Below are 15,135 nucleotides of genomic sequence, written 5' to 3'. Positions count from 1 at the left end.
TTATAAAGTAATTTGAGTTAAATAATTCTCATTCTGTAGAATGTCTTGTGCTTGGTCTCGATCATTATCATCTTGGAAGCTCAATCGAAGTACTCCGTTGAGTCCTTCTCTTACTTCTAAAATACTCAAATTAATAATACTAATTTCTGATTGTGCCAGAAGTGCAGTAATGTGAGATAAAGCACCTACTTTATCGAGGATATCCACATATAGATCTGAAAATGGATGAATCGCACCTTTTGATCGAACAGGTAAGGAATCTCGGAATGATTTTGCACCTTCAAAGTAATCATAGAGTTCCGATTCATCTCCCTTTTCAACGAACTCAATCACCGTATCCATCTCATTTTTCCACTCAATTAATAGTTTAAGAAGATGTGACTTATTTTGACTGACAATATCACTCCACATTTTAGGAGAGCTTGAAGCAATACGCGTAATGTCTCGAAACCCTCCTGCTGCAAGTTGCTGAATCAACGGTTTTTCCTTCGCATGATTTTGCGCAATCCTCACAAGACTTGAGGCGACAAGATGCGGAAAGTGACTTATGATTCCAGTAAGAAAATCATGTTCATCTGGGTCAGTAACGAGAAATTTTGCTCTTGTCCCTTTTAACCATGTCTTTGCTTCATCGATATCTACTTCAGTAGTTACGGAGTTTGGTGTCAAAAAATAAAAGGCATTTTCCAACAGATGTCCCTTTGCACTTTCCACTCCTGTTTTGTGCGATCCAGCCATAGGGTGACCACCAATAAAACGAATGTCAGAAACGGCCATTTCCTCTGCTTTATTCATAATCGATTTTTTTGTGCTTCCAACATCCATAACTAACGCTTTAATTACAGGTGAAATGGTAGCTAGTTTCTCCATCACCTGCAACGTTGCTTCAACAGGTGTTGCAATTAAAATTAGATCTGCTATCTGGGCAATCCTAGTAAAGTCTGTAACAGCTTCGTCAATTACGCCTATCTCTGCTGCCTTTACACTGTTGTCAGCATAAACGTCGTACCCATAGATTGTTGCTTCGTGTTCTTGTTTGATAGAAAGAGCGATTGAACCACCAATCAATCCAACCCCTATTAGTAAGACGTTCTTCATGTATTCATACTCCTTTTTAAATCTCTCCTATAAAAGAAGATAATTTACGCTCTAATTCTTCTGAAGTAAAAGGTGATAAATAGGGCTTACCGAAACCGTTCAGCAGCACCATTTGAATCATGCCCTTTTCAGCTTTCTTATCTTTTTTCATACGATTGATGAATGCGGAAGAAGATAAATGCTTAGGAAATGACGGATAACCTAAAGATGTTAACCACAGTTTTAGTTCTTTTCCTACATTTTCTGTTCCCTCGTTTAGTGAAAGTGCAAATAGCATACCTAATGCAACTGCTTCACCATGAGTGATGCCTTTGTATTGAAGCTCTCCTTCTATAGCGTGGCCGAGTGTATGACCAAAGTTCAAATATGCACGAATTCCTTTTTCTTTCTCGTCTTGTGTGACGATCGCATTTTTTATTTCGATGCCTTTTATAAGAGCTTGCTGTAGACAGTCACCTTTTAGATCATCAATGGTTTTAACGTTTTCTCTTAACGAACGATATAGATTTTCATCAGCAATCAATGCGTGTTTTACGACCTCTGCAAAGCCAGATCTTTTTTCGTTAAGTGGTAAGGTAGTCAAGAAGTCTGTGGAATAGATTACCGCTTCAGGTTGATGAAAGACGCCGATCATGTTTTTACCTTCAGGGTGATTAATACCTGTTTTTCCACCTACTGCACTATCATGTGCGAGTATAGTAGTCGGAACTTGAATAAAGCGAATTCCTCGCATGTAGGTGCCAGCGACAAATCCAGCAAGGTCTCCGATCATTCCGCCTCCAAGCGCAATAACAACAGATGACCGGTCGAGCTCTTTAGTTAGAGCAAAACTTTGGCAAGCCACATAATTCTCAAAAGACTTTTGATCATCACCAGCCTGAATTTGTATCGTTTCATGAGTGTATGCATCACCGATCACTTTTTGTACGGTTTCTAAATAGAGAGCTCCAACGTTTTCATCTGTTATGATCAATAGGTTCTTAGGTGAAGGATTCAGATTTTCAAGAACTACTTTAAGCTGATTAATTACTTTTTCACCAATAAAAACCGGGTAGTTCTTTGAAGGTGTTGTTATGTGTATCGTGTTCATTTAAAACACCCTTGCACGTTCTTGGTGCTGCACGATGTTTTTCTTAATCACTTCCATGTTATCTTGTCCGAATTGATTGACTAGCGCACTTGCAAGCTCCCAAGCAACAACAGATTCTGCCACAACACTAGCAGCAGGGACTGCACAGCTGTCAGAGCGTTCAATGCTTGCGGCAAAGACTTCTTTTGTTTCAATATCCACACTGTTTAGCGGCTTGTATAGAGTAGGAATCGGCTTCATCACACCACGTACAACAACTGGCATTCCAGTCGTCATTCCTCCCTCGAAGCCCCCTGCGTTGTTTGTTCTTCTTGTATAGCCGCGTTCGATATCCCAAAGAATCTCATCATGCACTTCACTTCCAGGTTTTCGTGCTGCTTCAAATCCAATACCAATCTCAGCACCTTTAAATGCATTGATACTCATAATTGCTGCTGCTAATTTGGCATCGAGTTTATTATCGTAATGAGTATAGCTTCCTACGCCAACTGGCATACCTTCTACGATTACTTCTACAACCCCACCGATCGAGTCTCCGTTTTCTTTTGCCGTATCGATGGCTTCCATCATTGTTTTTTCAACATCTTTATCTAAACATCTAACTGGTGAAACCTCCGTTTTTTCACGAAGTTCTTCTAACGATTCATAAGTAGTGTCTTTTGCGATAACTCCACCTAGTTCTAATACATGTCCACCAACTTCAACACCAAGTTCTTTTAGAACCTTTTTCGCGACAGCACCTGCTGCAACTCTTACAGTTGTTTCTCGGGCTGAAGAACGTTCTAGCACGTTTCTCATATCTCGATGATTGTATTTGATAGCACCGTTTAGATCTGCATGACCTGGTCGAGGTCTAGAGATAACACGTTTCACTTCTGCGTTGTCGTCTTCGAGAGGTTCAGCACCCATGATCTTCGTCCAATGAGTAAAGTCTTTGTTTTCAACAATGAGTGTGATAGGCGAGCCGAGCGTTACTCCGTGACGTACACCACTTACGATCTGAACCTGATCTTTCTCAATCTGCATTCGACGTCCGCGCCCATGCCCTTTTTGACGTCTAGCTAGTTCTTCGTTAATGTCTTCTGCTACCAGAGGCAAACCTGCTGGTACACCTTCAATGATTGTTGTGAGTTGAGGGCCGTGTGACTCCCCTGCTGTTAAATATCTCATGTTCTATTCCTCCTGTTTGCCTGTTTATTTATAGAAAAATCTTTGCTGAAACGTTTATCTTTGAGTCAGCCTTAGTTGTACATAACATTTCCCTTTTTTACTTATTGCACTTGTAAAAATAGTTCTGATAGTACAAAAAAATCCCTGCTAATAAGCAGGGACGAATTATCATCGCGGTACCACCCTGACAGCAAAGAATATACCTCTGCCACCTTCATTTTGTTAACGGAAATTTTTCCGGCCTTTTTCAAAGCATGCTCAAGAATTGTAATTCGTGAAAGGCTATGTACTGATTTGCACCACCATCAGCTCTCTAATAACAGGGAACCATTTCACTACTGCTGTTCTTTCATTGCGATTTGTTTTATAAAGTTATAAACAGTTTTAGCACGTTGAAGCGCTGTTGTAAAGGAAATTCATTCATTTTTCTTAAAATTTACATTACCTTCATCTATATGTCAAAAAGCTTGTAAAACAGGCTGAAAAATAATTTTTATCTTTTTTTGTGTAAGTACTTGACATTCTTTTGAAATCCCTTTAAAGTTACAAACAATACTTTATGAGACACACGCTTTAAAGCGCGAAAGTGTCTATGTAACGATGTATATATATAAGCCTATGAGCGGCCGCGATATAGGAACTAATGACAGTAGTATAAATATGGGGAGGAACCACACATGTCAAACGAATTAGCAGACTTACGCAAACAGATGGATGATATTTCTTTAAAAATTTTAGAACTTTTAAATGAACGAGGTAATGTTGCACAACAAATTGGAAAGCTTAAGGAAATGCAAGGAGTTAAACGGTTTGATCCTGTAAGAGAAAGAGAGCTATTAGATCTGATTGCTTCTCATAACGATGGTCCGTTCGAAACATCAACGGTACAGCACATCTTCAAGCAAATCTTCAAAGCGAGCTTGGAGCTCCAAAAAGATGATAACCGAAAAGCATTACTCGTATCTCGTAAAAAGAAACCTGAAGATACGATCGTAAATGTAAAAGGTGAAAAGATTGGTGATGGTAATCCCCACTTCATCATGGGTCCTTGTGCGGTAGAAAGCTACGAACAAGTGAAGCAAGTAGCAGAAGTCATTGCAGAAAAAGGATTAACACTAATCCGAGGTGGCGCATTCAAACCGCGAACGTCTCCTTACGACTTCCAAGGTCTTGGACTTGAAGGATTAAAGATTCTTCGTAAAGCAGCAGATGAACATCAGCTTGCTGTTGTAAGTGAAATTCTAAATCCGAACGATATTGAGATGGCACTAGATTATGTTGATGTGATTCAGATCGGCGCACGTAACATGCAGAACTTTGATCTATTGAAAGCAGCTGGATCTGTGAACAAACCGGTATTGCTGAAGCGTGGGTTAGCTGCAACGATTGAGGAATTCATGTACGCAGCTGAGTACATCTTGGCACAAGGTAACTCACAAGTTATTCTATGTGAACGCGGTATTCGTACTTACGAGAGAGCAACTCGTAACACACTCGATATTTCAGCGGTACCTATTCTTAAAAAAGAAACGCATCTCCCGGTAGTTGTGGACGTAACACACTCAACGGGCCGAAAAGACCTTCTCCTCCCTGCTGCTAAAGCGGCAATGGCGATCGGAGCCGATGCAGTTATGGCTGAAGTACATCCTGACCCAGCAGTAGCGCTATCAGATTCAGCACAACAGATGAACATTCCAGAATTCCATGAATTCATGGATGCTCTATTAAACAAGGAAAAAAAGAAGATTCATTCTTAATAGATAAAATAAGCCTGGCTCAATGAGTCAGGCTTATTCTTTGGTCGCTTTATGGCTTAGCCTTCGAAATATTCTTTGTAGTATCCGCCTATTTTCCCTGTGTTATCTACTACAAAATAAAATTCCTCTGTTTCATTTTTTAGTTCATATGTTTTGCCGGCAGTTAAAGCACGGTTAACCATATATTTTTTTGCATCTGTATGTACGCATTTGATCTCGCGAATTGTTTCTCTGTTCGCCCACTCTAAATGAATCATGAAGTCTCTCTCCTTTAATAAATTCTTTTGTTAAATCATAATGTGCCCTGCTCTATCTGTCAAATTCATTTATTAGAGCTCCTTTCCTAGTATTTCACAGATTGTTTCGGTTAATATGATATGGAAGATAATTATTAGAATGGAGATCTATATATATGAAAGCATTAGTTTTTGACTCATTCGGTGGTCCGGAGGTTTTAGACTATCGTGAAATTAAGAATCCAGTTATTGGTGACCAAGACATTTTGGTAGAAATGAAAGCCATTGGCTTAAACTTCGCTGATGTTTATAGAAGAAAAGGCAATTATCATCTAGAAGGAAAGCCTCCTTACATTCTAGGTTATGAAGGAGCAGGAATCGTTAAAGAAGTTGGCAGTGCTGTTAATGGTGTTTCTGTTGGAGATCGTATCGCATTCGCAGATGTACCCGCTGCAAACGCGGAACTGGTCGTTGTCCCTAATGAAAAAGCAATACCCATTCCAGAAGGTGTTTCCTTTGAAGCAGCAGCCTCTCTTTTGTTACAAGGGTTGACTGCACACTATCTGACTAGAGACAGTTTTTCGATTAAACAAGGTCATGTTGCATTGGTTCATGCTTCCGCTGGCGGTGTTGGACAGCTATTGATCCAGATCATCAAGTTGCTTGGCGGAAAGGTTATTGGTCTAACATCTTCAGAAGAAAAACGTCAGGTCGCTTTTGAAGCAGGAGCGGATTCGGTATTCTTGTATAATGATAATTGGACAGAAAGCGTGTTGAGTGAAACATCTGGCAAAGGTGTAGACGTTGTTTACGAGTCAGTTGGTTCTACGATAATGGACAGTTTCGAAGTTACAAAGATTGGCGGAACCGTAGTATTCTTTGGTATGGCTGGCGGCGACCCTGTGTCCATTGATCCCCGCATGCTCATGGATACTTCTAAGACGTTGACCGGAGGCGACTTGTGGAACGTTCTAACCTCTCACGAAGAACGTGTAAAACGTTCAAACGAGCTGTTTGAATGGATTAAGGATGGAGATGTAAAAATTAATGAAACATCTTTCTCTTTACGTGACGGAGCAAAAGCTCATGAATATCTGGAGAGTAGAAAAAGTACAGGGAAGATTTTGTTGATACCTTAATAGAATATTGGTGTGTGATTTAGGTGGCTGCATGTTACAGCTACCTTTTTTTGCGAATTGCTTGCAAAATGCAAATTTCTAATCGCTGCGATGAATGAAATTTACAACTATTTTTAGTTGCATTTTGCAAGTGATATAAAAAGTTGGAATAGCAGGTTTTTATCCTTGCTTTTTATTAGATTGAAATAATTTTATTTCAGTAGAGATATTAAGGAATCGGAATCTGGTACGTTGCTGAATTAGTAGGTCCGCTCGGGGTAAGATTCATGGATTTTAGAAGATTTTTCATACATGTAGAAGAATCGATGTGTAAAAAACGTCTTAAGGTTTTGTTCTTAACTGGCTCATCAAAGATTATTGCGTAGTCTTGGATTGCTCTTATATGAGCATTTTTGGACTTTACATTGCACCTAGAACAAACCCAAGTACTTCTCTTTCGTTTCATAGGAACATGATTGCAGTCTGGACAAAAGACTCCGGTGATAATGTCCGTTTCTTTGATGTTATATGTTTTTAATACGTCTGGATTATGCTTTTCGTGTTGCTTTAATAGCTTTGAAGTAAGTTTTGAGAGGTCTTTCTTTGAGAGGATTTCTTGATGGATCGTTGAAAAGTCTTGAACTTTATTAGCTAGACCCTTAGCTCGAATAATATGAGCTGCTTTTTTGCCATAGTGGGGTGATAGCGTAATAAAAGATTTAGGATTTGTTAGAACAACGAGGGAATAAAGCGGGATTTTAGGCAACTGATTTCTTGTGAACCAGCTATCCAGATATGATTTTTGTTGTTGGACCTGGTTAACTGGATCAGGAAAAGTTTCATCTATGCCATTTTTCGTTCTTTTCATCTGATCGAAGTGATGATCAAAATATAGATCGCCTGAGAGATTTTTAACTTCGAGCAAAACACAAAACGAAGAATGAAGAATCAGACAGTCAATCTGAAAGTAGTACTTCTTTTCTTTATCTCTTGGAAGTCGCAAGTCATGAAAAATGAGGTATGAATTCTCATCTAAATCGTGCAAAAAATAATCTAATGCCACTTCACCTCTATAACCTGCTGAATATCTAGCATATTCAATTTGTAATTCACCGTGTTTCAGATGATTGTGTACTAATCTTTGTAAGATGGCGTCTAATTTTAATAGTTTCAGGGGCTTGGTACGTGGTTTTTTTATCAAGGTATCACCTCTAGCTATTTTAGTACATATGTCATTCGATAAAAATTAATAAAAAACCTTTATTTTCAGCAATGGTTTGATGAATAATTTTTTGTTCGGAATTTAGGTTGTGCACAATTAAGTCTAAAATGAAAAAATTAAGTCAAAAATGACGTTCATTAAGTCGTTTAGCCTACCAATTAAGCTGACACCAACCACAATTAAGCCGAAAATCAAAAATAAAGGCCATTCGACAAATCCAGCCACCTTCCAAAACACTCGCTAACCTCCCACACCGCACTAACAACCTAACGACCTATCGACCTATCCTATTCAAACCCACAAAAAAACACCCCCTGCAAGCAGGGGGCGTTCCATATCATCATTATAGTACTAAACATTAACCTTCTAAAAGAAGTGATTCTGGATCTTCAAGAAGTGATTTAATCGTTGTTAAGAAGCTTACCGCTTCTTTTCCATCTACAATACGGTGATCATAAGAAAGTGCGATGTACATCATCGGACGGTTTTCCATACGCTCTTTATCGATCGCTACTGGTCTCCATTGGATTGTATGCATTCCAAGGATACCAACTTGAGGTGCGTTCAAGATTGGTGTTGAAAGCATCGATCCGAAGATTCCGCCGTTCGTGATTGTAAATGATCCGCCTTGAAGATCCTCTAATGATAGCTTTTTAGAACGTGCCTTCTCAGCTAAGTTTCCGATTTCTTTTTCGATACCAGCGAAGCTTAGACGGTCAGCGTTTCGAACAACTGGTACAACTAGTCCTTCTTCTGCTCCAACTGCGATTCCGATATCGTAGAACTTCTTAAGAACCATTTCATCGCCTTGAATTTCAGCATTGATGGCAGGGAACTTTTTCAGTGCTCCGACAACAGCTTTCGTGAAGAATGACATGTATCCTAGTTTAACTCCGTTTTGCTCATAGAACTTGTCCTTACGACGAGCACGAACTTCGTTGATCGCCGTCATATCAACTTCATTAAACGTTGTAAGCATCGCTGCTGTTTGTTGAGCTTCAACTAAACGCTTAGCGATCGTTTGACGTCTGCGGGACATCTTCACACGCTCTACAGGTTTCTCAGGATTTACAGCTTCAACAGAAGCAGCTGGTTTAGAAGCTGATGCTGCTGGCTTAGATGCCGGAGAAGCTTTTTCCGTGCTTCCACCTTCAGCATGACGTTTTACATCTTCCGTGCGAACGCGTCCTAGAGGATCGCGAGCATTCACTTCAGAAAGATCGATGCCTTTCTCACGAGCAAGCTTGCGAGCTGCAGGAGATGCGATCGGGCGATCAGAAGCTTTCAGTTCTTCTTCAGCAGCGTCTTTTTCAACGACGGGCTCTTGTTTTTGTTGAGTTGGAGCTGCTTTTTCTTCCGTCTTTTCTTCTTCTGCAGGTTCTGCAGACTCAGAAGCTCCGCCTTCAACGATAGAAGCGATGATATCCCCAACGGCTACAGTGTCGCCTGGTTCAACTTTGATATTTTTTAAAACGCCATCTCGCTCAGCACTGATTTCAATGTTTACTTTATCAGTTTCGAGCTCTACTAGATCTTCACCTTTAACAACTGTGTCGCCTTCTTTTTTAAGCCATTGTGCTACTGTACCTTCTGAAATTGATTCGGCTAACTCCGGAACTTTAACGTCAAACATGTTCACGGCCTCCCTCTCGCGATTGAATGTCTAGTGCTAATGATGTTTGGATGATTTGTTCTTGTTCTTTTTTATAGATGTCTGGTTCCCCACCAGCCGTACTCGAACGTTCTTGACGTCCAATATAAGAAACGTGAGCTTTTGGTGCTACAGCACGAAGTTTTGGTTCGATGTATAACCACGATCCCATGTTTTTCGGCTCTTCTTGCACCCAGATCAAGTCTTCAACGTTTGGATACTCTTTTAATAGAGCATTCATCTCTTCTTCTGGGAACGGATAGATCTGTTCAACACGAACGATATGCATCTCCGTTCTTGCTACTTGATCTTGTTCAAGAGCTTTTTCAAGATCGATCGCAATCTTACCAGAGCAAAGTAAGATTTTCTTCACTTTTTCTTTTTCTTTGCCTAGACCAGGTTGTTGTAACAATGGCATAAAGTGGTCACTTTCAAAAGCTTCCGCCATGGATGCTACTTTCGTGTCACGCAGCAAGCTCTTAGGTGTCATAACGACTAACGGACGAACTTCATCCATTGATAGAAGCTTAGCTTGACGTCGTAACAAATGGAAGTACTGTGAAGCAGTACTTACGTTAGCAACTGTCCAGTTATTTTCTGCACCTAACTGTAAGAATCTTTCTAGACGTGCACTTGAATGCTCAGGTCCTTGACCTTCATATCCGTGAGGAAGAAGCATCACCATACCTGATTTTTGTCCCCACTTCGCACGTCCTGCTGATAAGAACTGATCGAACAGAACTTGAGCAACGTTCGCGAAATCTCCGTATTGTGCTTCCCAAATAACAAGCGTTTCAGGTGCAAATACATTATAACCGTACTCAAAACCAACAACTGATGATTCTGACAGTGGACTGTTATGAATCGCAAACGAAACATCGATGTCATCCATGGCATGCAATGGAGAAAACTTCTTTCCGCTCTCACTATCGTTTAATACAAGGTGTCTTTGCGCGAACGTACCACGCTCAGAGTCTTGCCCTGTAATACGAATCGGCGTTCCATCTTTAAGAATAGAAGCGAATGCTAATGATTCAGCCATACCCCAATCGATCTTTTCCCCTTGGAAAGACTTGCGTCTGCGTTCGAGGATTCGCTTGATCTTCGGATATACATTAAAGTCTTCTGGGAACTTCAGCATGTTTTCTGTAAGTTCTTGAAGATCACTAACTGAAATTGTGGTATCGATATCAGGAAGTGCTTTCGATAACGGATCAGGAAGTCTTGTGTCTTCCAATTTGAATTTTTCTTTGCGACCTTGAACTTTTTCATATTCAGTCTGATGCTTTGTTAATACATCATTTTCAATAGACTTTACTTCTTCATCAGATAGTACACCTTCGTTAACAAGCTGTTTTGCATAAACGTCACGAACGGTCGGATGACTGTTTACATGTTTATACAATCGAGGCTGTGTTGCAGATGGATCGTCCATTTCATTGTGACCGAATCGACGATATCCGATCAGATCGATCAGAACATCTTTTTGGAACTTTTTACGATATTCATAAGCAAGATGTACAGCTGCAATACATGCTTCTGGATCATCTGCATTAACGTGAATGATCGGGATCTCAAAACCTTTAGCAAGGTCACTCGCATATTTCGTTGAACGAGAATCACCGCTATCTGTTGTAAAACCTACTAAATTGTTTGCGATGATATGAAGTGTTCCACCCGTTTGATACCCTCTAAGGCGACTTAAGTTCAATGTTTCAGCAACGATTCCTTCGCCAGGAAATGCAGCATCACCATGAATAAGGATCGCAAATGCTTTAGAAGTATCTTGCACCGGATAACCTTTCTTGTCACGCGTTTCCTGAGCTGCTCTTGTATATCCTTCAACAACTGGATCAACATACTCTAAGTGACTTGGGTTATTAGCAAGTGAGATTTTAATTTTATGAGATTGATCTGTTTCAACTAATCGGCTTGCACCTAGATGGTACTTTACATCTCCCGTCCATCCAAAGTTAATTCCTCTAGAACCTTCAGAAGGAATTAGCTCCTTGTTTGGAGAATGATGAAATTCTGAGAAAATTAATTCATAAGGTTTGCCAAGAACGTGAGCAAGTACGTTCAGACGCCCACGGTGTGCCATTCCAATCAGAGCATGTTCTGCTCCGTCACGGCATCCTTCTTTAGCTGCTTCATCAAGCATCGGTACCAGCATATCAACGCCTTCGATAGAGAAACGCTTTTGCCCAACGAATGTTTTATGAAGGAATTTCTCAAATCCTTCAACTTCACTCAGGCGTGTTAAAAGGTTTTTCTTATCTTCAGCCGAAAATTTAGGATAATGTTGGCTAGTTTCAACCATGGTGTTTAACCATTGGCGCTCTTCAGTCTCATGTACATGACTGAATTCATAAGCGATTGTTTTCGTATACACTTCCTGAAGCATTTGGATGGCTTGATAGCCGTCTTTAACACTAGATGGCGCTTCTTTCCAAATAAAGGAAGGTGGTATCGCTTTCAAATCTTCTTTAGTTAAGTTAAATTCTTTCGGGTCAATATGGTGGTTGTCTTTCGGAAATTCCCCTACTGGGTATAAGTTAGCTGCTAAGTGACCGTAAGTGCGAATGTTTTCTGCTAATTTTAATGCAGCTGCTAATTTCTCGAAATCCAATCCATCAAAACTCTGTGCAGTACGTTGATTTGATACAGAGCCCTCAATAGGAGGCCCCCAAGCATCAAATTTCTCTTTGAATGAACTGTCAACAGATTCCGGATCCACACTATATTGATCATATAGTTCAAGGATGTAGGCCATATTTGGTCCACTTAGTCCCTGCCAAGGATTTTCTGATTTGGAACGTTGATGACTCATCTTTTGTTCCCTCCTGCTTCCCTTTGTAAGTATTGTGCTGTTGCTGTTAACAGGTGATTCATCATTTCTCGCCATTGAATTTTTCCCTATTTAAAGCGCTCTCAAACAATGAATGAAAAGAACCTTATCATTGATAAGGTTTCAACTGTAACAATGGTCATTGCCATTATACTATATTTTCGCAGAAAGTGAATTTTGTTTTTTACGATTTATGAGATAATTTGCCCATTTTGTTTTGCTGACCGTAAAAATAAGGAGCGCGATCCATATCAAGGTAAATGAAATGACATGAATCTGACTAAATGTTTCATGATACAAAAATACACCTAATACGAGCATGATAGTGGGAGCAATGTATTGTAGAAAACCGATCATCGTCATAGAGATCCGCTTTACACCTTGCGCAAAGCAAAGTAATGGTACTGCAGTCACAAGTCCAGCTCCCCATAAAAGTAGTGTCGTAGAAGTGCCTCCAGAAATAAATGACGCCTCCCCGTTCCATTGAAGATAGATCAAATAAATGAGAGCTAATGGAAAGACAAACATCGTCTCAAATGTTAAGCCCGTTAACGAGTCAAAACTCCCAAGTTTTTTTACAAGTCCATACAGGCCGAACGAAAGAGCTAGAGAAACAGCTACCCAAGGGAACTCTCCATGTTGCCACGTTAATAGAAAAACTCCACATGCGGCTAATACAAAGGATACGAGCTGCCAGCTGTTTAATTTTTCTTTCAATACAAGCATGCCCAGAATTACACTAACAAGTGGATTAATATAATAGCCTAAGCTAGCTTCAACAACATGGTCTGTATTGACGGCCCAAATATACATGACCCAATTCCCGCTTATTAATAGTGAAGCGGTAAATACAGATAGAAATTGTTTCTTATTACCAAAGAGCACTTTTACATCTCTTGTAAGAGCGTTTTTCTTATTTAATAAGAACATTACAGCGATCATTAAAAGAAAAGACCATAAGATGCGGTGTGCAAAAATCTCAACGGATCCTGCTGATTGAAGTGGTTTCCAATACAGTGGAAGGAATCCCCATATTAAATAAGAAAAAGCGGCATACCATATACCCTTCGTATGTTCATTTAAATTCATTGTCCGTTCCTCGATCCCATAATTTATATGAAGTTATAAGATTATATAACGGATTCTAGATGATTTGCTACTAAATAAACTTCGCAGCAAAATAACGGGTAACTTTACATTTTATTCGGTGTTTGAACGCCTAATAATCGTAATCCTTCTTTCAGGACGATTTGAACTGCTGCACATAACGCAAGTCGTTCCGGGGTTTCTTTAGTATTTAATATTTTCACATTTGCATAGTAGTGATTGAATTTATGAGATAACTTTAAAACATATTTTGAAATAACAGATGGTTCTTTTCTGCGAAATGCCTGTTCAACAACTTCAGGGAATTCATTTAATACAGATATGATCTCCCAGCTTTCTAATTCGATGGACAACTCTTTCGGAACACTTCCGTTAAAATTTCCTTTATTTAATATTGTCTGTATTCGAGCAGCTGTATACTGCACATACGGCCCTGTGTCGCCCTCAAATTTAAGCATCGTATCAAGCGAGAATTCCACATCGTTTCCTTTTTCATTTTTTAAATCATGAAAAATAACCGCGCCTACCCCTACTTGACGTGCGACATTCTGTAAATCTTGGAGTTCAGGATTTTTACTTCTAATATTTTGTTCTGCTAACTTTACTGCTTCTAAGATAACAGTTTCTAATAGTACAGTTCTTCCTTTTCGTGTACTCATCTTTTTACCATTCTGTAAAATAAGCCCGAAAGGAACATGATGCATGTGATCAGCCCAATCGTGTCCAAGCTTTTTCAATACGCGTTTCACTTGTTCAAAATGTAGAGATTGTTCGTGTCCGACAACATAAAATGCCTCGTCAAAGTCATAGGTTTTCTTTCTATAGATGGCAGCAGTAATGTCACGTGTAGCATACAGAGTGGCGCCGTCCGTTTTTTTGATCAAACACGGTGGTAGATCTTCACCTACTCTTACAACCTGGGCACCATCAGAGAGTTCTAACAAATTCTCTTCTTGCAGGGCTTTTACGGAAGCTTCCATCTTATCGTTAAAGAACGCTTCACCGTTATAAGAATCGAAATGGACATCCAATAATTTATAGATGTTCTGAAATGCGTCTAAGGATGCTTCTTTAAACCAAATCCATAATTCTTTTGCTTTGGGATCATTATCTTCTAATTTCTTAAACCACATTCTCCCTTCATCATTTAACGAAGGATCTTTTTCAGCTTCTTCATGAAAGCGAACGTAAAGTTTAGTCAGCTCTCCGATCGGATTATCTTTTACCTTATTTTCCAACCCCCATTTTAAGTACGCACAGATTAATTTACCAAATTGTGTACCCCAATCACCTATATAATTAATTTTAAATGTCGTGTACCCACATTTTTCACTGATCGCGGCTATTGAGGAACCAATTACTGTTGAACGCAAGTGTCCCATTGAGAAAGGCTTTGCAATATTAGGAGAAGAAAGATCGATAACGATTGTCTTTTGATTACCAAAACGATGATTTGCATAGTTATTTTTCTCCTTTAATATTTGAGTTAACAGCGATACAGCAGCTACTTTTTTATTTAAAAAAGCATTCACGTAGCCTCCAACAACTTCAATTTTCTCAAACGCATCTTGACTCGTTCCACCAGCTAACGTTGTTGCGATTTCATTTGGAGACTTCTTATAGATCTTAGCTAATTGAAAACAAGGAAATGCTAGATCACCTTGTTGGATTTGTTTAGGTTTTTCAATAGCGGAATCAATTTCTTCGAAAGATAGTTCACTACCAATTTTTTCTTTTAAATAAGCTGCAAATACTTTTTTACCGTTCATTCTTTAACCTCCCTAAAATAAAAAAATCCGCCTCTTCTAAATTAATAGAAGAGACGGAAATTAACCGCG

General features: G+C 39.4%; 11 protein-coding genes and 2 other annotated features (1 of these 13 running past the window's edge). Of the genes, 2 read left to right on the top strand and 9 right to left on the bottom strand.

Annotated features, from left to right (window positions below):
• From IHV09_RS06970 to aroC, 3 genes are read right to left on the bottom strand one after another with little or no spacing between them, the layout of a single operon-like run.
• Positions 1-1,098: a prephenate dehydrogenase gene (locus IHV09_RS06970; RefSeq protein ID WP_197263929.1), complete on the bottom strand. Its 1,098-nt coding sequence runs from the start codon at positions 1,096-1,098 to the stop codon at positions 1-3.
• Positions 1,099-1,114: 16 nt separating this feature from the next.
• Positions 1,115-2,188 carry a 3-dehydroquinate synthase gene (gene aroB / locus IHV09_RS06965; protein ID WP_197263928.1) on the bottom strand — a complete coding sequence of 358 codons (1,074 nt, stop codon included), beginning with the start codon at positions 2,186-2,188 and terminating at the stop codon, positions 1,115-1,117.
• Positions 2,189-3,358, bottom strand: coding sequence for a chorismate synthase (aroC, locus tag IHV09_RS06960; protein ID WP_197263927.1), 1,170 nt, complete (start codon positions 3,356-3,358; stop codon positions 2,189-2,191).
• A 153-nt stretch (positions 3,359-3,511) separates the two neighbouring features.
• Positions 3,512-3,720, bottom strand: a binding site (T-box leader).
• A 315-nt stretch (positions 3,721-4,035) separates the two neighbouring features.
• On the opposite strand from aroC, the gene IHV09_RS06955 reads away from it, so the two are divergent.
• A complete protein-coding gene (locus IHV09_RS06955; RefSeq protein WP_197127905.1) occupies positions 4,036-5,115 on the top strand; it encodes a bifunctional 3-deoxy-7-phosphoheptulonate synthase/chorismate mutase in 1,080 nt (359 codons plus the stop codon).
• Between the two features lie 56 nt (positions 5,116-5,171).
• On the opposite strand, the gene IHV09_RS06950 is transcribed toward IHV09_RS06955, so the two are convergent.
• On the bottom strand, positions 5,172-5,372 hold the full coding sequence (locus IHV09_RS06950; RefSeq protein ID WP_144700434.1) for a DUF6501 family protein: 201 nt from the start codon (positions 5,370-5,372) through the stop codon (positions 5,172-5,174).
• Between the two features lie 155 nt (positions 5,373-5,527).
• On the opposite strand from IHV09_RS06950, the gene IHV09_RS06945 reads away from it, so the two are divergent.
• Complete coding sequence (locus IHV09_RS06945) at positions 5,528-6,490, top strand: quinone oxidoreductase family protein (protein WP_197263926.1); 963 nt, start codon at positions 5,528-5,530, stop codon at positions 6,488-6,490.
• 208 nt (positions 6,491-6,698) lie between these two features.
• Here the strand turns inward: IHV09_RS06945 and IHV09_RS06940 are convergent, their stop codons facing one another.
• The 5 genes from IHV09_RS06940 to argS form a co-directional block, all read right to left on the bottom strand.
• Positions 6,699-7,670, bottom strand: coding sequence for a nuclease-related domain-containing protein (locus tag IHV09_RS06940; protein ID WP_197263925.1), 972 nt, complete (start codon positions 7,668-7,670; stop codon positions 6,699-6,701).
• A 379-nt stretch (positions 7,671-8,049) separates the two neighbouring features.
• Entirely contained in the window at positions 8,050-9,324 is a 1,275-nt protein-coding gene (odhB, locus tag IHV09_RS06935) for a 2-oxoglutarate dehydrogenase complex dihydrolipoyllysine-residue succinyltransferase (protein ID WP_197263924.1), read from the bottom strand.
• Positions 9,317-12,172 carry a 2-oxoglutarate dehydrogenase E1 component gene (locus tag IHV09_RS06930; protein ID WP_197263923.1) on the bottom strand — a complete coding sequence of 952 codons (2,856 nt, stop codon included), beginning with the start codon at positions 12,170-12,172 and terminating at the stop codon, positions 9,317-9,319. Before IHV09_RS06930 ends, odhB begins: the two co-directional genes overlap by 8 nt.
• Before the next feature lie 171 nt (positions 12,173-12,343).
• Positions 12,344-13,279 (bottom strand): EamA family transporter RarD, encoded by a 936-nt coding sequence (gene rarD / locus IHV09_RS06925; protein WP_197263922.1) that lies wholly within the window; start codon positions 13,277-13,279, stop codon positions 12,344-12,346.
• 104 nt (positions 13,280-13,383) lie between these two features.
• Positions 13,384-15,066 carry an arginine--tRNA ligase gene (gene argS / locus IHV09_RS06920; protein ID WP_197263921.1) on the bottom strand — a complete coding sequence of 561 codons (1,683 nt, stop codon included), beginning with the start codon at positions 15,064-15,066 and terminating at the stop codon, positions 13,384-13,386.
• A 46-nt stretch (positions 15,067-15,112) separates the two neighbouring features.
• Positions 15,113-15,135 (bottom strand) — a binding site (T-box leader); it runs 182 nt beyond the window's last position.

The sequence above is a fragment of the Fictibacillus sp. 23RED33 genome (genome assembly GCF_015903925.1).
GTDB lineage: Bacteria > Bacillota > Bacilli > Bacillales > Fictibacillaceae > Fictibacillus > Fictibacillus phosphorivorans.
This window is presented reverse-complemented; position numbering and strand designations above follow the sequence as displayed.